The sequence below is a fragment of the Pseudoalteromonas sp. PA2MD11 genome (assembly GCF_017808125.1).
Lineage (GTDB): Bacteria > Pseudomonadota > Gammaproteobacteria > Enterobacterales > Alteromonadaceae > Pseudoalteromonas > Pseudoalteromonas simplex.
This window is the reverse complement of record NZ_JADKNF010000002.1, coordinates 282,970-302,840: the sequence shown is the minus strand read 5'-3', so window position 1 is coordinate 302,840 and position 19,871 is coordinate 282,970. Positions and strand designations below refer to the sequence as shown.

The window sequence follows — 19,871 nt, the reverse complement described above, 5'->3', positions numbered from 1 at the left end:
CGATATTTCTATTTATATCAATAGCTGTTTATTAGTGTCGTTTTGTAGTTTTAATAGATTAACAAAATAAAGCTTGGCTCTTAGCTATAGAGCTTCTCCGTTTTCGTTTCATGTGATTTGTGTAAGCTGTGATTGCTTGCTCTTTACCAGCCGTATTTTTAAACGAGCGAGTAAAGGAAGTGGTGAGTGTAAGCCAGTTGTCAGTACAAATATTTAGTCTTTCAAGTATTGGTAATGCATTTTCAGGGATTTTCCCTGGTTTACCCTCTCGGATTGAGCGACCAGTCCAATCAACGAGTTGCAGGTATGTTTTGAGCTTATATGGCAGACCTTTAGGCATATGCTTACGTGGTTTACCTGCAAAGCGCATAAGTGACTTTGGTTGCTTATTATTTTGAGCTGACTCAATGCGTGTTTTTATACTGGTGTAGTCAGATTGCTCAGGTAAATCAGCCGCTTTCGCTCTTACAGGGTTTAGGTCAACATACGCAAGACAAGCTGCAAGAGCTGCTTCATCAAGTAATGCTTGTGACTTAAAGCGACCTTCCCAAAAGCGTCCTTTGCACTCATCTTCTTGATTTGCTTTTCGAGCAACACTCTCATTAAGAACGCGCATAAACCAACTGATGCTACTGAGCCTCTCTCGATATAAATTTACTCTGGTATTAACCGCAGAAAGCTCTGTTTTTGTTAGCAATTCGCCATTTAAGAATCGTTGGCAAAGGAATGTACTTTTAAATAACTTATGCCATCTAATCAGAATCGCTTTATTATTCAAACGCTTTGCTTTTGCTATATCAATATGAAGTACTAGATGAGTATGGTTACTCATAACAGCGTAAGCACAAACATCAATACAAAATATACGACCAAGTTGAAGTAGTTTGTTTTCAACCCAATCGCGCCGGTGTTCATATGAGCGACCAGTTAGTGGGTCTTGCCCGCACAAAAAAGCGCGACGAACGCAGCGTGAAATACAGTGATAGTAAGGCGTGTTTGAAACGCTAATTAAGTTTCTACGTGGGGTTGCCATGCTCTTCTCCTCCATGAGTTGAACACTATAAGCTTAGCTGTAATTCCAAAAATTGAGAAATATTAAGTTGGATGTCTACATTAATTTAGTCTTTATATATGAAGCTCGGTTAACTCTTCAAATTTAAAATGGGTGTCTTAATAAATTAAAAAAGCTCAGCGGTGCTGAGCTTGCTTGAAATTAGGGGGTACTTTGCAAGTGAATGATTACGAAAATGCCTTTTCGCTTAGGAGTTCTTGCATTTGTTCGCGCATTTTAAATTTTTGAAGTTTGCCTGTTACTGTCATTGGGTATTCTTCAACAAAGCGGATGTGCTTTGGTACTTTGAAGTAGGCAAGTTTATCTTTTAAAAAATCACGAATGGCATTTTCATCAAGTACTGCATCATCTTTAGGTTGGATCCAGGCACATACTTCTTCGCCGTATTTTTCATCACTTATACCAAAAATGGCCGCATCTTGAATACCAGGGTAGGTGTAGAGAACTTCTTCTATTTCTCTTGGGTAGATGTTTTCACCACCACGGATGATCATGTCTTTTATCCGACCAACGATAGCAACAAAGCCATCTTCGTCCATCACACCTAAGTCACCAGAATGTAACCAGCCGTCTTGATCAATTGTTGCTTTCGTTTTTTCTTCATCATTCCAATAGCAGCGCATAATTCCAGCACCACGGCTACATACTTCTCCAGGTAAGCCAACTTGTTGAACATCACCCAGCTCGTCGATGATTTTCACTTCAGTATGGGCTAATGCACGGCCTACTGTGGTAACTTGTTTTTCGAGAGGCGAGTCGGTTTCAGTTACGTTATTTATCGGGCTACATTCAGTTTGGCCATAACCAATTACAACTTCTTTCATATGCATTAATGAGTGAACTTTACGCATAACTTGCTCAGGGCAGGTTGAGCCGGCCATTACGCCTGTTCGGAGGCTAGATAAGTCATAATTTGCAAAATCTTTAAGCTCTAACTCGGCGATAAACATTGTTGGAACACCATGTAAGCCTGTACAGCGTTCTTTTTCAACAACTTCAAGGGTTGTTTTAGGGTCGAAAGAATCACCCGGAAAAACAGCGGTAGCGCCTTTACTTATACATACTAAATTGCCAAGCACCATACCAAAGCAGTGATATAGCGGTACCGGAATACAGAGTTTATCTTCATGTGTCAGCTTCATCGCTTGGGCCATCAAAAATCCGTTATTGAGGATGTTTTTATGGGATAAGGTCGCTCCTTTTGGATTACCCGTAGTACCAGAAGTAAATTGAATATTGATATCTTGGTCACAGCTTAAAGTAGCAGCTATTGCATCAAGCTCTAGCTTATGGGCATCTGTTGCGCGCTGCATGATATCGCTAAAGCTAAACATGCCAGTAGCAGGCTCATCACCAATACGAATAATATTTTTTAGGTGTGGCAGGGCGTTTAAATTTAATTCACCTGCTTGTGAATCTTTAAGCTCCGGTGCGAGCTCATTCAGCATGTTTATATAATTACTGGATTTAAATTCACTTGCTGTGATAAGTGTTGAACACTCAACACTATTGAGTGCGTATTTTAATTCGCTTGGTCGATATGCAGGGTTAATGCACACCATGATTGCACCAATTTTTGCTGTGGCAAATTGAGTTAAGCACCATTCAATATTGTTAGGAGACCAAATACCAACCCGGTCGCCAGGTTTTACGCCAAGTGATAATAATCCCATTGCTAACTGGTTAATCTGTTGCTGGTATTGCCTGTAGGTTAAACGGATCTGTTGATGATGAACCACAATCGCGGGGTGATCAGGGTGATTGTCGACAATATTATCAAGGTACTGTCCAATTGTTTGTTCTATCAATGGAATGTCTGTACGGCCTTGATAATAGCTTTGAGTAAGTGGAAGCGCATTACAGTGTGTGTTCTTTGTCTGCATTGTATTCTCCGTGTCCGGTTAATTTGTTGTCATGGACTTGATGCAAAAGAATTGAAACAATCATTTAGGATGATTTCAAAACATGCGTACCTGATTAACTAAACATAGATTGTCGACAAAGAAAAGCTTTATAAGACTAATGTACAGAGTGTAATTTTAATAAAGCAGAATAAAGGATGGGTTTTGAGGTATAAAAAAACGTGCCGTAGCACGTTTTTTTAAGAATAAGCAGCAATTAAGCTTTTGGCTCATCTTGCTTATAAGTTTTACGCATGATGTACACGTAAGCACTAATGAATGCGTTTTCTTGGAATTTTTTCAGGCCTGTGTCTTCAAAATCAATAGGTACTGGGTTGCGCTTAAGCTGCTCTTTAATTTCAGTTGCAGATAAAACTTGCACATCTAAGCGCTCGATTAACTGAATAGCCGTTTCCATTTTGAAACCTTTAGCACTACCAGCGAATTTACCTTTAGCTTGGCGCTCTTTGATTGCTACAGAGTCAATTTGGTAATCTTCCATTAATTTTTTGAAATCAAATTGGAATTTACGCATTACTTCTGTGTCATTACCGTTACCTAAGGTAAAACGTGTTTGTCTGACATCACGGATATCAAATACGTCATTGTCTTTGGTTAAAATACACAGTAGTACGTCGCTACCTGTAATTTCTACACCGCATGTTCTCATGGTCATTCTCTAAATAACTTAATTTGCGCAATTATAGCAAGTAACGTTATGAAAAACAGTTGCTTTAAAAATGAATTTTTATAGCGATAACACTATGGTCACTTACACTAATGTCTTCGGTCTGTTGTGTAGGGGAAATATGCTTGTCATAACTTTCATAGTCGAGCGCTTTCACCTTTGAAACTTGGCAATCGGGATTAAAATGCGCTGAAGCAAGAATATAATCTAATACATTCCCTTTTCCTTGGTAATAATGGCTAAAGGGTTTGTTTTTATTATCATAATATGAGCGGCTAAACTCATAGCTGTCGGTCAGACCAACAACAAGTTCGTTCTGTTCTATACAAGGTTCACAGCGAGTGGGGTGAAAGCCTTGAGTCATAAACGATAAAGTTGGGCTGGTAAGTACATCATTAAAGTCCCCCATAACAAGTGTTGCACATTGCATTTCTCGCTGCGTTTTCAGTGCATCATAATAGACAATAGACGCTTCTAATGAGCGGGAGATTTGCGACTGCATGGTACCCACCGTTTGATGTAGTAACTGCAGGAGCGGATCTTCAAGGTTATGAATATTAAGAATGTGCGCCATTGATTGCACACGCTGTGACTTAAAATGAACAACATAAAAACAGACTTCACCAAAATCAGGTAAATCAATGATACATTTAATCGGTGTGCGATTAAATTTGAACTCATTTTGATTGTTTAAGTACTCAAGTAATTCAGGGCATGGCGTCAGTGCATCGGCTGATTTAAACGGGTATTTACTCGCAATTGCAACTACAGGGTTGAATAACACTTGCGGATAGAGCGCATCATGGGACGGGCTATCGACCGTTTTAAAATAATCATAACCCGCTTCTTTACACTGCACTTCTAATGCGTGTTGACTAAACACTTCTTGAAATGCCACCACATCAGGGGTTGACTCACTTAAGAAATTAGCAACAAACAATTGTTTTTGCAGCCATTGTGTATTGTTATAGCGTTCATGTAATTGGTAAAACGAGTAGGGTGGCGCGGTATAATTTAATAAGTTAAATGTAGCAAACTTAAAAGAACGCGTGTTTGGCATTTTCATCACCCTAAAAGTACTGACTCATTAAGTATGAAATGAGTTAACTAATTGTCAATTTAGTCTTCTAACTACTTGTATTTGAGCACGTGAGCAGCGACAATAGTCGCTTGTATTTGCGAGGACTCAGTAAATACAAGCTTAAATAGCAATGCTTATTCGTAAAAGCGTTGCAGAGTTACTAAAAATTAATTTAAAAATATTACATGTGATGCATTGTAGGCATCACCACTGTATTAAGGATTTATAATGCCAGTTATTACCCTCCCTGACGGCAGTCAGCGTAGTTTTGAAAACCCAGTAAGCACATTTGACGTAGCGAGCGATATCGGTCCAGGTCTTGCCAAGGCAACGATTGCAGGCCGTGTTAATGGTACTCGTGTTGATGCATGTGACTTAATCACTGAAGATGCGCGTTTAGAAATTATCACAGCAAAAGATGATGATGGTTTAGAGATTATCCGTCACTCATGTGCGCACCTTATTGGTCATGCAGTTAAGCAGCTTTTCCCTGAAGCAAAAATGGCAATCGGTCCGACCATCGATAACGGATTCTATTACGATATCGATATGGAACACTCTTTAAGCCAAGATGATTTAGATGCTATCGAAAAGCGTATGCTTGAGCTTGCTAAAACAAACTACGACGTTGTTAAAAAGACCGTAAGCTGGCAAGAAGCACGCGATACTTTTGAAGCGCGTGGTGAAACCTATAAAATGGAAATCCTAGACGAGAACATCGCGAAAGATGATCGTCCAGGCTTATACCATCACGAAGAATACATCGACATGTGTCGTGGCCCACACGTACCAAACATGAAATTCTGCCAACATTTCAAAATCATGAAAGTGGCAGGGGCTTATTGGCGCGGTGATTCTGAAAACAAGATGCTGCAACGTATCTACGGCACTGCGTGGGCAGATAAAAAGCAACTTAAAGCGTATTTAAAACGCTTAGAAGAAGCTGAAAAACGTGATCACCGTCGTATTGGTAAAGCGCTTGATTTATGGCACTGGCAAGAAGAAGCACCAGGCATGGTGTTTTGGCACAACGATGGCTGGAGCATTTACCGTGAACTAGAAGACTTCGTTCGTGAAAAATTACGTGAGTACGATTACGAAGAAGTTAAAGGCCCATTAATGATGGACCGTGGTTTATGGGAAAAATCAGGTCACTGGGACAAATACGCAGATGCGATGTTCACAACTGAATCTGAAAAGCGTGAATACGCAATCAAACCAATGAACTGCCCGGGACACGTACAAATCTTTAATCAAGGTTTAAAATCATACCGTGATCTACCATTACGTATGGCAGAGTTTGGTTGTTGTCACCGTAACGAACCATCAGGTGCATTACACGGCTTAATGCGTGTACGTGGCTTTACTCAAGATGATGCGCATATCTTCTGTACTGAAGAGCAAATCATGGATGAAGTTTCTGCATGTATCAAAATGGTTTACGACACATACGAAACGTTTGGCTTTGAGAAGATCGTTGTAAAACTATCTACTCGTCCAGAAAAACGTATCGGCGAAGACGAAATGTGGGATAAAGCTGAGCTTGCACTAGCTGATGCATTAAAAGCAAACGACATTGAGTTTGATTACCTACCAGGTGAAGGTGCATTCTACGGTCCTAAGATTGAGTTTACACTTTATGACTGTTTAGACCGTGCATGGCAATGTGGTACTGTACAGCTAGACTTTGCATTACCAGGTCGTTTAGGTGCAACTTATGTTGCTGAAAATAACGAACGTCGTACACCAGTTATGATCCACCGCGCAATTTTAGGTTCAATTGAGCGTTTCATCGGTATTTTAACTGAAGAATACGCTGGTTTGTTCCCAACGTGGCTTGCTCCTAAGCAAGTTGTGATCATGAACATCACGGATAAACAAGCAGATTATGTGCAAGAAATTGTACAAAAATTAAATAAACTTGGAATTAGAGCCGCTGCTGACTTGAGAAATGAGAAGATTGGCTTTAAAATCCGTGAACATACGTTAAAACGTATTCCATATTTACTTGTTGTTGGCGATAAAGAAGTTGAACAACAAGAAGTGGCAGTACGCACTCGCACAGGTGAAGACCTAGGCAAATTTAGTGTTGATGATTTCGTTGCTAAAGTAAGCGAAGAAATTAAAAATCGACAATAAATCATGAGCGTGTAGGGCAAAACAAACAGCCAACTACACGCTTTTTATTTTATATTCTTGGAGGATCGTACCATTAGAGGCGGCAAGAAAGGGCAACAAACAGCTCAAAAAAATCGTATCAACGAAGATATTACAGCTAAAGAAGTTCGTTTAATTGGCATCGACGGCGAGCAAGCTGGCATCGTGTCATTAAAAGAGGCGCAAGCTATCGCTGATGATGCGGGTGTAGATCTTGTAGAAATCAGTCCTAATGCTGAGCCACCTGTTTGTAAGGTTATGGACTACGGTAAGTTCATCTTTGAAAAAAGCAAAGAACTAAAAGAACAAAAGAAAAAGCAAAAGCAAATCCAGGTTAAAGAAATCAAATTCCGTCCAGGTACGGATGAAGGTGACTACCAGGTTAAGCTACGCAACTTACGCAAGTTCTTAGAAGCGGGTGATAAAGCTAAAATCACTATCCGTTTCCGTGGTCGTGAAATGGCTCACCAAGAAATTGGTATCGAATTATTAAACCGTGTTAAAGCCGATTTAGAAGATGTTTCACAAGTTGAATCATTCCCAAATCGTGTTGAAGGTCGCCAGATGGTTATGATGATGGCACCTATTGCTAAAAAGCAATAAACAGGGTACATTACGCACCGATTTTATTTCAGGTCTGCAAGTAACAGTTTACTGTTCACCTGAAATAACCGGTTATAAGTAAGGTTGCACTGCTTTTGTAGTGAGCCTTCACCGGATTATGGCAGTAAGTTAGGCCTTAAAAGTAGAGCTATTTTTATATCTCTCGCCTGCTTGCTAATTTTTAAGCAATACATTTGGAGTTATTGCAATGGCTTACAAGCTAAAAACTCACAGAGGCGCGGCTAAGCGTTTCAAGAAAACTGCTTCTGGCGGTTTCAAGCGTAAACAAGCGCATCTTCGTCACATTCTGACTAAGAAAACTTCTAAGCGTAAATTACACTTACGTCCTAAGATGATGGTTCATAAGAATGACCATGGTCTAGTTTCACGTATGTTACCATTCGCTTAATAGGAGTCTTCAGAAATGGCAAGAGTTAAACGCGGTGTTATCGCACGTGCACGTCACAAAAAAGTTTTAAAGCAAGCTAAAGGTTACTACGGAGCACGTTCACGTGTTTACCGCGTAGCTTTCCAGGCAGTTACTAAAGCGGGTCAATACGCTTACCGTGACCGTCGTGCTAAGAAACGTACTTTCCGTCAACTTTGGATTGCACGTATCAATGCAGCAGCTCGTCAAAACGGTCTTTCATACAGCCGTTTTATCAATGGTCTTAAAAAGACTTCTGTAGAAATCGATCGTAAGATCCTTGCAGATATCGCTGTTTATGACCAAGTTGCATTCGCAGCGCTTGTTGCAAAAGCAAAAGAAGGCCTAGCGGCTTAATTTCGCTTTTCATAAAGTTTAAAAAGGAGCCTAGTGCTCCTTTTTTTGATCTTAATTAATATTCATAACTAACAACGATTTTGCATAGCGTATGTCGTTTGCTCCATTTTTTTGTTGAATCACCGCAGTTTACGCAATCCATTCAGATTAGTTGTTATAATTTCCCCAATATAGAATAAGTACCGCACTTGAGAGTGATATGTTTGCGAGTTTAGTGTTTTTATCTGCTGCAGTAACTTTAGACAGCCACTTACCCCCATTATTGCCATGGCAAGGCGATAGTGTGTCTTTAATGCAAGAAAAAGGACCTTTAACCACAGATTTTGAATTAAGCGAAGGCACTTTATCGCCTAATTATGCCGACACTATGGCGTTCGTAGATCGCCTAGTTGCAGCAAACCCAACACAATTCAAAGTAACGACTATTGCGACAAGCAGTGCGGGTCGTGCGGTTAAGATGTTAGTGGCGAATGAGCAAGGTTTGTTTGATGCCAAACAACTTGTTGCTGATACAAAACCAACCATCTTTATTCAAGCAGGCATTCACAGTGGTGAAATTGATGGCAAAGACGCCATGTTTATGTTGCTACGCGATATTGCAACAGGTAAACGCCGCGATATTCTGAGCAAAGTCAATATTCTGTTTGTTCCTATTTTAAACGTTGATGGTCACGAGCGTAGTAGCCAATACAACCGTATTAATCAGCGTGGCCCTGTAGAAATGGGTTTTAGAACGAACGGTTTAAATTTAAATTTAAATCGTGATTACACTAAGCTTGATACACCCGAAGTACGCGGTGTAATGCAGGTTATTAATCAATTTAAGCCAGATTTATACGTGGATGTCCATGTAACCGATGGCGCTGATTATCAGTATGACGTGACCTACGGCTATAATCCGGTTTTTTCGAGTGAATCACCGAGTGTGTCACAAGCGCTGGATAATCTATTTAAACCTGTTATTGATGCCAAACTCGAAAAAGCAGGGCATATTCCTGGTCCACTTGTGTTTGTAATGGACAAGCGCGAATTTAAAAAAGGGTTAGCGGGTTGGGTGGCAACACCACGTTTTTCAAATGGCTGGGGTGATTTACGTTCATTACCGACCATCTTAGTTGAGAACCACTCTTTAAAACCTTATAAGCAGCGCGTATTAGGTACTTATGTATTTATTGATGGTGCCATTGATGCTTTAGCTGCAAACGATAAAGCCCTTAATGAAGCGGTTCAAAAAGAGCTCGATTTCAAACCTACGCAATTAGTAGTGGAACGCGGTTATGCAAAAGAGCCTGATACCATAGAATTTAAAGGGATCGCCTATTCAAGAACTGAAAGCGCATTGTCTGGGCAACCTGAAGTTAAATATTTAGGTGAAGCTAAAAACTATGACGCATTACCGGTTTTTTGGCAAAAAGAGGTTAAAAAAACCGTTAATGTTCCTACCGCGTTTTATATTCCGCCGGCGTACAGCCAATTGGTAAGTAAGCTTAAATTACACGGCGTAGAGGTAACGACAGTGAATGGTTCTGTTTCTGAGCCATTAACGCAAGCAAGCGTTGCTGATTATTCATTTGCAAAAGCACCTTTTGAAGGACGTTTTCGTGTAGAGGCGACATTTGATTACAATACCGTAAAAAATGTCGATATGACCGGTTGGTACAAAGTCTCAACTGAGCAGCCATACTCAGAACTGGCTACACACTTACTACACCCAGAATCGCCAGATTCATTCTTTGCTTGGGGCGAGTTTAATACTATTTTTCAGCGCACTGAATACGTTGAGAATTACGCTTTAATGCCGTACGCACGTCAAATGCTTAAAGAAAAACCTGCATTGGCTTTAGAGTTCGATAAAAAAATTCGTGAAGATAAAAACTTTGCAAAAGATGCTGATGCGCGCTTGCATTGGCTTTATGAGCGTACACCGTTTTATGATCAAGGCTATTTAAAATACCCAATTTTAATGGCGTTTGAGCAGTTACAAAAAGGACAATAACATGAAAGTGAAAGCTGTTCCTGTTACTGGCTTTGCGCAAAATTGCCGCATTATTATTTGTGAGCAAACGAATAAAGCGGCATTGGTTGACCCTGGTGGCGATGCTGAAAAACTTCAAGCAGAACTTGCTGCTTTAAATTGCCAATTGGAGGCAATTTATTTAACACATGGCCACTTAGACCATGTGGGCGCTGCAAAGCAACTCGCAGAGCATTTTAGCGTTGATATCATTGGCCCACATTTAGATGATAAATTTTGGTTTGATGCCTTGCCAATGCAAGCGCAAATGTTTGGTTTTGCACCAATTACACCATTTTATCCAACCAAGTGGCTAAATCATGGCGATACAATCTCAGTGGGTGAACTTGAATTATCTGTACGCCATTGCCCAGGGCATACGCCTGGTCATGTTGTTTTTTACCACCAAGGTTCAGAACAGCTGATAGTGGGTGACGTGATTTTCCAAGGCTCTGTTGGTCGTACTGACTTTCCAAAAGGGGATAGTGCGCAATTAATCGAATCAATTAAGTCTGAGATTTTATCATTCTCTGATGAAGTTGCTATTTTGCCAGGCCACGGTCCGAATACCACCGTAGGGCATGAGCGAAAAACAAATCCATTTATTAGTGGGCGTTTTGGTTGATATTTACTCGCAATAATGGCTAATTTTTTAATTAAGTGGATTGGTATAAAGTTGCAATTTTTTTGCACAAACAGTAGAAAATAGGCAGACTGATATTTAAATCAGTTATATAATTTAACCAGTATTTTTACAGAAAAAGAAATAAAATGTCTCTGAACCAAGTAGATCGCCAAATTTTGGCATTATTACAGCAGGATGCTAGCTTATCTACGGCAGAAATTGCCGATAAAGTTGGTTTATCTCAATCTCCATGTTGGCGTCGTATTGCTAAGCTTGAGCAAGATGGTTATATCAAAGGTAAAGTTGCTTTGCTTGACGAGAAAAAGCTTGGCTTTGATATGTTGGTTTATGCCCATGTTCGTCTATCTAACCACGGTAGAACGAACCTAGCTGAGTTTGAACGTTTAATTATGAGCTATGATGAAGTAACCGAGTGTTACAGTATGGCGGGTACCATGGACTTTATGCTTCGTATTATTTCAAAAGGTATTGAAGGTTATGAGCAGTTTGTTCGTGATAATCTACTAAACCTTGAGTTTGTTCAAGAAGTTCACTCAAACGTGACTATGACATGCGTTAAGCGTAGTACGTCTTTACCTCTTTAATCTTTTTCTACTACGTTTTATTTTTCGAAAACGGTTAGTGCTTTTAGGTACTAGCCGTTTTGTTGTTAATAATTGTTAACTTTTGCGGATTTTGCTAGAATTCTGCGCCTTGCCGAAATGCATTCACTATAAAGAGGATCTTAATGTTTAACTTACTCAGCAAAGCGCCAAGCTCTGCTAAAAACGATATTCTATCAGGCCTGACCGTTGCGTTGGCATTGGTACCAGAAGCGGTTGCGTTTGCTTTTGTTGCTAATGTTGAGCCTTTGGTTGGTTTATATGCCGCATTTATTGTTGGCTTAATTACGGCTATTTTTGGTGGTCGTCCAGGTATGATTTCTGGTGCTACCGGCGCACTAGCCGTTGTAATGGTAAGTTTAGTTTTAGATCATGGTGTAGAATATCTATTTGCAACCGTCTTATTGATGGGGATACTGCAAGTACTCGCAGGTATCTTCAAGCTTGGCAAGTTTATTCGCATGGTTCCGCACCCTGTAATGCTTGGCTTTGTAAATGGTCTTGCGATTGTTATTTTCTTGGCGCAACTGGGTCAATTTAAAGTACCAGACGGTATGGGTGGCCAACAGTGGATGGAAGGGCAAGCACTTTATATTATGCTTGGCTTAGTAGCGTTAACTATGGCTATTATTCATTTCTTACCTAAGTTAACTACAGCTGTACCTTCATCGTTAGCTGCCATTGTAACGGTAACAGCGATTGTGATTGGCTTTGATTTAGAAGCGCGCACTGTACTAGATTTCTTAAAAGGAATGACAGGTAATGAGCAGGCAACGATCGCCGGTGGCTTGCCGGAGTTTCATATTCCTATGGTGCCATTTAATCTTGAAACATTAAAAATTATCTTCCCTTACGCTTTAGTTTTAGCGGCGATTGGTTTGATTGAATCGTTATTAACACTGACCTTAATTGATGAAATTACTGAAACCCGTGGTCACAGTAACAAAGAGTGTATTGGTCAAGGTGCAGCAAATATTACCTGTGGCTTTTTTGGCGCGATGGGTGGCTGTGCGATGATTGGTCAATCTATGATCAATATTAACTCGGGCGGTCGTTCACGTTTATCTGGTATTAGTGCCGCAATCATACTGCTAGCATTCATCATTTTTGCAGCCAGCCTCATTGAGATGATCCCACTCGCTGCCTTAGTTGGCGTAATGTTCATGGTTGTACTTGGTACCTTCGAGTGGGCAAGCTTCAAAATGATGAAGCGTGTACCTAAGTCTGATGCTTTTGTTATTGTGCTTGTTTCAGGTGTAACCGTAGTAACAGATCTTGCGATCGCGGTATGTGTGGGTGTGATTGTTTCGGCTTTAGTGTTTGCTTGGCAGCATGCGAAACACATTTACACAAGCAATTATATCGATGAGCAAGGCTCTAAAGTGTACGAGCTTCATGGTCCTTTATTCTTTGGTTCGGTTAAGAACTTTGCCGAGTTATTTGATGTTAAAAATGACCCAGAAGACGTGATCATTGAATTCAAACATAGCCGTGTTGCTGATCACAGTGCGATTGAAGCGATTGACAGTCTTGCAGAAAAATACGCAAAAGTCGGTAAGAAACTGCATTTGCGTCATTTAAGCCCTGATTGTATTCAACTATTACACAATGCGCGTGATTTAGTTGAAGTGAATGTGATTGAAGATCCAAATTATAAAGTGGCTTCAGATAAACTAGCTTAAAAATAAAGCAGAGAAAAAGCGAAGGCTGTTGTGGCCTTCGCTTTTTTAATGTCTGAAGAATGCGGTAAGGCTATAAAAAATTAAGATAGGCGGCAGTGCTTTGTTCTCGTGACTATCGGTATAATAAAAATAATTATGAAAGGTAATCTGATATTTTGAATTGGCAATCATTAGTTGATAATCGACAACGCTTTTTCTGGGTTTTGCAAATTGCAGGCTGGATAGGTTATGCGTTAGTTAATTATATCGGCTCAAAAGTCTTTGAAATGCGTGATATTTACGTATTTGTTATTGTATTAAACGCTTATGCAGGCTGTTTAATGACAGTACCTTTACGTTATATGTATCGTAAAGTGTGGAATGCCTCACCTTGGGTATTAATGCTTGTCGTTTTTGGTGCTTCCTATGTAACTGGCACATTATGGGCCGTTGTACAAAAATTCAATTTATGGGAAATCTACCGTCACGGTTACCGTCCAAATGAATGGTTTTATTACTTTCAACAAGGGTTAGATTCGGTTTATATCATCCTTTGTTGGAGTGGTTTGTATTTTGGTATTAAGTATTACCAGCTATTGCAAAGTGAGCGACAAAAGGCCCTAAAAGCAACCACTATGGCGCACGAAGCTCAGCTGAAAATGCTGCGCTATCAACTTAATCCGCACTTTTTATTTAATACCCTAAATGCAATCTCAACCTTAATTTTGGTAAAAGAGAACAAAGATGCAAATTTAATGGTGTCAAAATTGAGTGACTTCTTACGATACACACTCAATACCGACCCAATAAAAAAGGTGCCGTTAGAGCAAGAAATTCATGCCCTCATGCTGTACTTAGAAATTGAAAAAGTACGCTTTGATGAACGTTTACAAGTCAATGTAGACGTAAGCGAGCAGGCAAAAGAAGCCTTGGTACCAAGCTTGATCCTCCAACCTATTATCGAAAACTCGATAAAGTATGCGATAGCGCAACTAAATGAAGGTGGTGTGATTGATATTAAAGCACAAGTTTTTGCAAATGAACTATTATTGGAAGTAGGCGATAATGGTCCTGGCACTGAGCTTAAAAATGGCCAACTGGTTAATTCTCAAGGCGTTGGCATAGCTAATACACAGGACCGCTTAAAAACACTTTATGAGAACAACTACTCGTTTGTTCTCTCTGACAATACGCCAAGTGGATTAAAAGTTAATCTGCGCGTTCCGTTTGAAAAGGCTGTTAAGAAATGAGCAAAATTAGAACTTTGATCGTTGACGATGAACCGCTAGCAAGAAAGGGCTTAGCTGTTCGACTTTCTGAATTTGACGATTTAGAAGTCATTCGTTTATGTAGCAATGGTCAAGAAGCAATTGATGAATGCTTATCGGGCAATATTCAATTGGTTTTCTTAGATATTCAAATGCCAAATATGAACGGTTTTGAAGTGGCAAGAGCACTTAGCGAGAGCGTTAATCCATTACCCGCTATTGTGTTTGTCACGGCTTTTGACCAGTTTGCAGTTAAAGCATTCGAGATTCATGCGTTGGATTATATTCTTAAACCAGTCGATGACAACAGACTAAAACAGGCGGTAGAAAAAGTGCATACCTATTTAAAAACGCAACAAGATAACGCCCATAAGAAAAAACTAGCGAGCTTTGTTGCAGGTATTACAGGCAATAATTGCGAAGAAATTTTAAAGAAGTTAGCAACGGGCGATAGCCTTGCTGACCGTCGTTATCCAGAATCATTAGCTGTAAAAGAGCAGGGGGAGATTGTTCGTGTGCCTGTTATTACAATTCAATGGGTTGATGCGGCTGGTGATTATATGTGCCTTCATTGCCAAGATGGGCAAACGCATATCCTTCGTAAAACAATGAAAGAGCTTGAACAAGAGCTTGATCCACAACTATTTGTGCGAGTTCATCGCAGTGCCATTGTGAATACTAAGCAAATTAGCAAACTTGTAACTCAAGTAAGTGGTGAGTATCTTTTAGTGCTAGATAACGGCCAAGAACTAAAAGTAAGCCGTAGCTATCGCGATAAAGTGAAAGCTGCTCTGGCGAGCTAATACCAACCCGCAATAATACTTAATCATTTTGAGGGATCAAACCTGTCGCTAACTGCGTTAAAAATTTCTCATTTAGAACAACTAAATAACGAAATTTTTGCCTTGTAATCAACGAGGTTTTATTGCCTCAAAATAGACTACTTAATTAAGCGTATTGGTATAATAGCTATTCAAAATTTAATAAGTTAAAAACAAAAAAGGCGCAATTATTAATTGCGCCTTTTTAATGAAAATTTGTAATAGTTTAAACTGTTACAATCTTCATAGTGTTAGTTGCACCAATCGTTTCCATTGCATCACCGTGAGTTAAAATCACAGTATCACCTGCTACTAGTGAGCCTTGCTCAACAAGAGTGTTTAATGCATCACGTACCATGCTTTCGTCTTCACACTTCGTTGAATCAAAGAATACAGGATAAACACCACGGTAAAGTGCTGTTTGGCCCAGCGTACTTGGATGACGTGATAATGAATAAATTGGTAAACCAGAGCTGATGCGTGACATCAATTTAGCTGTACTACCTGATTCAGTCAGAGTCACAATAGCTTTAACAGAATCTAAGTGGTTAGCTGCATACATCGCAGATAATGCAATTGATTCAGCATTTGATGAAAAACGGCTGTCTAAACGGTGTTTAGAAACGTGAGTTTCTTTTTGTGATTCAGCACCTAAACAAACGCGAGCCATAGTCGCTACTGTTTCTTCAGGGTAGTCACCAGCGGCTGTTTCAGCAGATAACATAACTGCATCAGTACCATCTAATACGGCGTTTGCTACGTCCATAACCTCTGCACGTGTTGGCATTGGGTTATCGATCATAGATTCCATCATTTGTGTTGCAGTAACAACAGTACGGTTAAGTGAACGAGCACGGCTAATGATAAGCTTTTGTTTACCAACAAGCGCTGCATCACCAATTTCAACACCTAAGTCACCACGCGCAACCATCACTGCGTCAGAAGCAAGTACGATATCATCAATTGCTTCAACAGTTTCAACGGCTTCTGCACGTTCGATTTTTGCTAATAGTTGTGCGTTTGAGCCAGCAGCTTCTGCTAAAGAGCGAACATAACGCATGTCATCACCACTGCGTGGGAACGAAACGGCAATATAATCAACACCGATTTCAGTCGCTGTGATTAAATCTTCTTTATCTTTATCAGTGAAAGCAGGGGCTGTTAAACCACCGCCTAAACGGTTGATACCTTTGTTATTTGAAAGTACGCCACCAACAGTAACAGTTGTGTGCACTAGGTCACCGTCAACGCTATCTACTGTCAATTGAATTAAACCGTCGTTTAATAACAGTAAGTCGCCTGTTTTAACGTCGTTAGGTAGCTCTTTATAGTCGATACCTACTGCATTAACGTCGCCTTGGCCTTTTTCCATTTTTGCATCAAGGGTAAATTTTGCGCCAACTTCTAGGTTTACTTTACCGTCTTTGAAGGTTGATACACGAATTTTAGGACCTTGTAAGTCTGCAAGGATAGCAACGTGTTTGCCTAAACGCTTAGCAATGCTGCGTACCGCTTCAGCGCGGTCTTTGTGATCTTGTGCTACGCCATGTGAGAAGTTCAAACGAACCACATTTGCACCTGCACGAATAATTTTTTCTAGGTTGTTATCGCGATCGGTTGCCGGTCCAAGGGTCGCAACAATTTTTGTGCGTCTTAGCATCAAATTCTCCTGTGCGCTCAAATATATTAAGCGAATTGATGGTTATCTATTAAAATGTCGTGCTACAAACCTTTAATATAGGCTTATACATAAGCACAATGTAGAACTCATAAGTAAAAAATGATTGTTTTTACTTATGAGAATCTGGCTCTTTGTATTAATTATAGAGTATACAAAGTGTGAATGACGTTATTATGACACCGGTGTCAGGTAGCGTCAATACACATACCTTTTTAAAGGGTATTATAAAAATCTGGTCCGATGCCTTGGTTATTTTGATATACTGGGGGCCAACGTCGCTTCATGATTTCGATGATTTATCTCAAGTTGGCTGTCAAGCTCGCATTTTTGGGCTGCTTGGGTATAATGCGCGCGTAATTATTTTGATTAACTAACCAATAGTTGTTACCGAGGAGGACACTAAATGCAAGTTGCATTAGTAGGGTTAGGCGTTATGGGTAAAAATCTTGCCCTCAACCTGATTGAAAAAGGGCTGACATTAGTAGCTTATGATAAAAACCCAGATGCGGGTGCCGAGTTACTAAGCTGTGCGAAAGCACTAGGTTTGGCAGACCGTTTACATATTGTGTCTGATTTAAATGATATGGTTAGACGCTTAGAGCCGCCTCGTTCGATTCTTCTTTTAGTTCCTGCTGGTGAATTGGTTGATAAAGTATGTACAGAGCTTGCAGAAGCTGGTGTTGACTGTGATGACATTATCGTAGATTGCGGCAACAGTAACTACAAAGATGGCATTAGCCGTAAACTTAAATATCAAAACAAATTTGAATTTGCCACTATGGGTATTTCTGGCGGTGCAGAAGGCGCACGTCACGGCCCTGCAATGATGGCAAGTGGTTCAGAAGGCGGCTGGGAGCGTGTTGAGCCGTGGTTTGAAAAAGTAGCGGCAAGCTACAAAGGTGAGTCGTGTTTTGCACGTGTAGGCCAATCTGCAAGTGGTCACTTTGTGAAAATGGTTCATAACGGTATTGAATATGCGTTAATGCAATTAATTGCAGAAATGTATCAACTATTACGTTTAGGTACTAATCGTTCACCAAAAGAAGTGGCTGACATTTTCAATGAATGGTCTGAAGGCACTTTAAATAGCTACTTACTGTCAATTTCAAGCCATATCTTAAGCCTTGAAACGACAGAAGGCGAGCCGCTAGTTGATTTAATCGACAATAAAGTTGGCGCGAAAGGCACGGGTTTATGGACTGCACAAAATGCTCTAGAGCTTGGTATTGCAGTGCCATCACTCGTTGCGGCTGTTCAAGCACGTCACTTAACAAATACCTGTGATACGCATGCTGCTAAAGAAATGACTTACGCTGCTAAAGCAACTGATACCGTTGATTTAGACTTAGCAGAGCTAAAAGATGCATTCACATTGGCAAGTTTACTTGCTTACCGTCAAGGTTTAGCCCTTATCAAAGGTGCATCTCGTGCGCATCAGTGGAAAGTAGATCTTTCTAAAACGCTACAAACGTGGCGCGCAGGTTGTATCATCCGTGCAGATTACTTAGACAATGTCGCTGAAGGTGTAGAATTTATTGATTCTATGCAGCGTGAATCAGCAGCATTACGTAAGGTAACGGGTGCAGCAGTTGCATCTGGTCTTGCATTCCCAGTGTTAACAGCAACGCAAACTTACATTGCGACGTTAACAACACCAAGTAATGGTCACCTTGTTCAAGCACAACGTGACTACTTCGGTGAGCATGGTATTAAAACTCACAGTGGTGAGCAATGCCACTTAACAGACTTAGTTGAGATTGACGAAAAAGTTCGTTAATTATCAAAAAGCATAAAAAAGGCACCAATTGGTGCCTTTTTTGTATTTGCTGCATTAACGACTTAGCTCACCGCGCAGGTTGTCTTGCATCAAGTGACGAATTGTTTCTACTTCAAGCTTTTGACTAAATAAGTAGTGTAACTTGGTCAAACAGGCTTCTAATGTCATATCGTAGCCACTGATCACACCACAATTCAATAAGGCATTACCGGTTGCATAACCGCCCATATTAACTTGGCCTTTTAAGCACTGTGTTAGATTAACAATCACCATACCGCGTTTACTTGCATCATTAAGTATGTCTAAGAACGCCGGATCTTGCGGGGCATTACCCACGCCAAAACTTAATAACACAAGAGCTTTGATGTCGTCATTAACTAGACTTTTCACCACTTTTGGGCTGATCCCAGGATAAAGATAAAGCACACCAATAGGTTGTGGCGTGATATTCGATACCTGTAGTTCGTTATCAACATATGGGCTAAGTTGCCCTTTGATCAGTTGAATATTAATTCCTGACAGTGCTAATGGTTCAAGGTTCGGTGATGCAAAGGCATCAAAGCCATCAGCATGGGCTTTTGTTGCACGGTTACCACGGAATAACTGGTTATTAAAAAACAGGCTTACTTCAGCAATTGGGTAATTTGCGGCTAAATACATGGCATTAAGTAAGTTTACTTGGCCATCAGAACGAAGTTGCGACAATGGAATTTGTGAGCCTGTCACAATCACAGGTTTTGTCAGGTTTTCGAACATGAAAGACAAAGCAGAAGCTGTATAGGCCATAGTATCGGTACCATGCAGAACCACAAAGCCATCATAGTCTTGGTATTTACTCTTAATATCGTCAGCAATTAATTGCCAGTGGGCAGGGGACATATCTGAAGAATCAATGAGCGGGCAATATTCGTGAATATCAAACAAAGGCATTTCATCACGATTAAACTCTGCATTATTGACCACTGTTTCGGTTAAAAAACCTTCTGCCGGAACATAGCCACGGCTCGATTTTTTCATACCGATAGTACCACCCGTATAGGCGATATATATACGTTTACGTTTCATAAAAAAAGCCCAGTTAAATAACTGGGCTTAGTATACCTAAAATCGCTTAG

General features: G+C 40.2%; 17 protein-coding genes. 11 read left to right on the top strand and 6 right to left on the bottom strand.

The window, feature by feature from the left end:
• Positions 1–58 precede the first annotated feature (58 nt).
• The 4 genes from ISP07_RS04090 to ISP07_RS04075 form a co-directional block, all read right to left on the bottom strand.
• Entirely contained in the window at positions 59–1,033 is a 975-nt protein-coding gene (locus ISP07_RS04090) for a transposase (protein WP_209326876.1), read from the bottom strand.
• A 206-nt stretch (positions 1,034–1,239) separates the two neighbouring features.
• Positions 1,240–2,955 carry an AMP-binding protein gene (locus ISP07_RS04085; protein ID WP_209326875.1) on the bottom strand — a complete coding sequence of 572 codons (1,716 nt, stop codon included), beginning with the start codon at positions 2,953–2,955 and terminating at the stop codon, positions 1,240–1,242.
• Between the two features lie 235 nt (positions 2,956–3,190).
• Positions 3,191–3,643 (bottom strand): DUF3010 family protein, encoded by a 453-nt coding sequence (locus ISP07_RS04080; RefSeq protein WP_054561405.1) that lies wholly within the window; start codon positions 3,641–3,643, stop codon positions 3,191–3,193.
• A gap of 64 nt (positions 3,644–3,707) precedes the next feature.
• Positions 3,708–4,721, bottom strand: a complete 1,014-nt coding sequence (locus ISP07_RS04075) for an endonuclease/exonuclease/phosphatase family protein (protein WP_209326874.1) — start codon at positions 4,719–4,721, stop codon at positions 3,708–3,710.
• 249 nt (positions 4,722–4,970) lie between these two features.
• On the opposite strand from ISP07_RS04075, the gene thrS reads away from it, so the two are divergent.
• The 10 genes from thrS to ISP07_RS04025 all read left to right on the top strand — a co-directional run bounded on the left by thrS (position 4,971) and on the right by ISP07_RS04025 (position 15,280).
• A complete protein-coding gene (thrS, locus tag ISP07_RS04070) occupies positions 4,971–6,881 on the top strand; it encodes a threonine--tRNA ligase (protein WP_209326873.1) in 1,911 nt (636 codons plus the stop codon).
• A 57-nt stretch (positions 6,882–6,938) separates the two neighbouring features.
• The gene (gene infC / locus ISP07_RS04065; protein ID WP_082389338.1) at positions 6,939–7,502 is read left to right on the top strand and encodes a translation initiation factor IF-3; all 564 of its coding nucleotides are present in this window, start codon (positions 6,939–6,941) and stop codon (positions 7,500–7,502) included.
• Positions 7,503–7,710: 208 nt separating this feature from the next.
• Complete coding sequence (gene rpmI / locus ISP07_RS04060) at positions 7,711–7,911, top strand: 50S ribosomal protein L35 (protein ID WP_054554888.1); 201 nt, start codon at positions 7,711–7,713, stop codon at positions 7,909–7,911.
• Positions 7,912–7,926: 15 nt separating this feature from the next.
• Entirely contained in the window at positions 7,927–8,286 is a 360-nt protein-coding gene (rplT, locus tag ISP07_RS04055; RefSeq protein ID WP_036968189.1) for a 50S ribosomal protein L20, read from the top strand.
• Between the two features lie 199 nt (positions 8,287–8,485).
• Positions 8,486–10,282 carry a M14 family metallopeptidase gene (locus tag ISP07_RS04050; protein ID WP_209326872.1) on the top strand — a complete coding sequence of 599 codons (1,797 nt, stop codon included), beginning with the start codon at positions 8,486–8,488 and terminating at the stop codon, positions 10,280–10,282.
• A 1-nt stretch (position 10,283) separates the two neighbouring features.
• Positions 10,284–10,925, top strand: coding sequence for an MBL fold metallo-hydrolase (locus ISP07_RS04045; RefSeq protein WP_209326871.1), 642 nt, complete (start codon positions 10,284–10,286; stop codon positions 10,923–10,925).
• A gap of 146 nt (positions 10,926–11,071) precedes the next feature.
• Positions 11,072–11,530 (top strand): Lrp/AsnC family transcriptional regulator, encoded by a 459-nt coding sequence (locus ISP07_RS04040; RefSeq protein WP_036968198.1) that lies wholly within the window; start codon positions 11,072–11,074, stop codon positions 11,528–11,530.
• Between the two features lie 143 nt (positions 11,531–11,673).
• A complete protein-coding gene (locus ISP07_RS04035) occupies positions 11,674–13,230 on the top strand; it encodes a SulP family inorganic anion transporter (protein WP_054554885.1) in 1,557 nt (518 codons plus the stop codon).
• A gap of 155 nt (positions 13,231–13,385) precedes the next feature.
• Entirely contained in the window at positions 13,386–14,459 is a 1,074-nt protein-coding gene (locus ISP07_RS04030) for a sensor histidine kinase (protein WP_054554884.1), read from the top strand.
• Positions 14,456–15,280 carry a LytR/AlgR family response regulator transcription factor gene (locus tag ISP07_RS04025; RefSeq protein ID WP_054554883.1) on the top strand — a complete coding sequence of 275 codons (825 nt, stop codon included), beginning with the start codon at positions 14,456–14,458 and terminating at the stop codon, positions 15,278–15,280. The genes ISP07_RS04030 and ISP07_RS04025 overlap by 4 nt, the downstream gene beginning before the upstream one ends.
• A gap of 244 nt (positions 15,281–15,524) precedes the next feature.
• Here the strand turns inward: ISP07_RS04025 and pyk are convergent, their stop codons facing one another.
• A complete protein-coding gene (gene pyk, locus ISP07_RS04020; protein WP_138601084.1) occupies positions 15,525–16,958 on the bottom strand; it encodes a pyruvate kinase in 1,434 nt (477 codons plus the stop codon).
• Positions 16,959–17,382: 424 nt separating this feature from the next.
• Between pyk and gndA the strand changes: the two genes are divergently transcribed.
• On the top strand, positions 17,383–18,756 hold the full coding sequence (gndA, locus tag ISP07_RS04015; RefSeq protein WP_209326870.1) for an NADP-dependent phosphogluconate dehydrogenase: 1,374 nt from the start codon (positions 17,383–17,385) through the stop codon (positions 18,754–18,756).
• Positions 18,757–18,810: 54 nt separating this feature from the next.
• Here the strand turns inward: gndA and ansA are convergent, their stop codons facing one another.
• Positions 18,811–19,821 carry an asparaginase gene (gene ansA, locus ISP07_RS04010; protein WP_054561413.1) on the bottom strand — a complete coding sequence of 337 codons (1,011 nt, stop codon included), beginning with the start codon at positions 19,819–19,821 and terminating at the stop codon, positions 18,811–18,813.
• Positions 19,822–19,871: the final 50 nt, after the last annotated feature.

What these genes read in the sequence shown, in the direction of transcription:
- ISP07_RS04090 (WP_209326876.1), bottom strand. Translation starts at nt 1,033, where the DNA reads ATGGCAACCCCACGTAGAAACTTAATTAGCGTTTCAAACACGCCTTAC.
- ISP07_RS04085 (WP_209326875.1), bottom strand. Translation starts at nt 2,955, where the DNA reads ATGCAGACAAAGAACACACACTGTAATGCGCTTCCACTTACTCAAAGC.
- ISP07_RS04080 (WP_054561405.1), bottom strand. Translation starts at nt 3,643, where the DNA reads ATGAGAACATGCGGTGTAGAAATTACAGGTAGCGACGTACTACTGTGT.
- ISP07_RS04075 (WP_209326874.1), bottom strand. Translation starts at nt 4,721, where the DNA reads ATGCCAAACACGCGTTCTTTTAAGTTTGCTACATTTAACTTATTAAAT.
- thrS (WP_209326873.1), top strand. Translation starts at nt 4,971, where the DNA reads ATGCCAGTTATTACCCTCCCTGACGGCAGTCAGCGTAGTTTTGAAAAC.
- rpmI (WP_054554888.1), top strand. Translation starts at nt 7,711, where the DNA reads ATGGCTTACAAGCTAAAAACTCACAGAGGCGCGGCTAAGCGTTTCAAG.
- rplT (WP_036968189.1), top strand. Translation starts at nt 7,927, where the DNA reads ATGGCAAGAGTTAAACGCGGTGTTATCGCACGTGCACGTCACAAAAAA.
- ISP07_RS04050 (WP_209326872.1), top strand. Translation starts at nt 8,486, where the DNA reads ATGTTTGCGAGTTTAGTGTTTTTATCTGCTGCAGTAACTTTAGACAGC.
- ISP07_RS04045 (WP_209326871.1), top strand. Translation starts at nt 10,284, where the DNA reads ATGAAAGTGAAAGCTGTTCCTGTTACTGGCTTTGCGCAAAATTGCCGC.
- ISP07_RS04040 (WP_036968198.1), top strand. Translation starts at nt 11,072, where the DNA reads ATGTCTCTGAACCAAGTAGATCGCCAAATTTTGGCATTATTACAGCAG.
- ISP07_RS04035 (WP_054554885.1), top strand. Translation starts at nt 11,674, where the DNA reads ATGTTTAACTTACTCAGCAAAGCGCCAAGCTCTGCTAAAAACGATATT.
- ISP07_RS04025 (WP_054554883.1), top strand. Translation starts at nt 14,456, where the DNA reads ATGAGCAAAATTAGAACTTTGATCGTTGACGATGAACCGCTAGCAAGA.
- pyk (WP_138601084.1), bottom strand. Translation starts at nt 16,958, where the DNA reads ATGCTAAGACGCACAAAAATTGTTGCGACCCTTGGACCGGCAACCGAT.
- gndA (WP_209326870.1), top strand. Translation starts at nt 17,383, where the DNA reads ATGCAAGTTGCATTAGTAGGGTTAGGCGTTATGGGTAAAAATCTTGCC.
- ansA (WP_054561413.1), bottom strand. Translation starts at nt 19,821, where the DNA reads ATGAAACGTAAACGTATATATATCGCCTATACGGGTGGTACTATCGGT.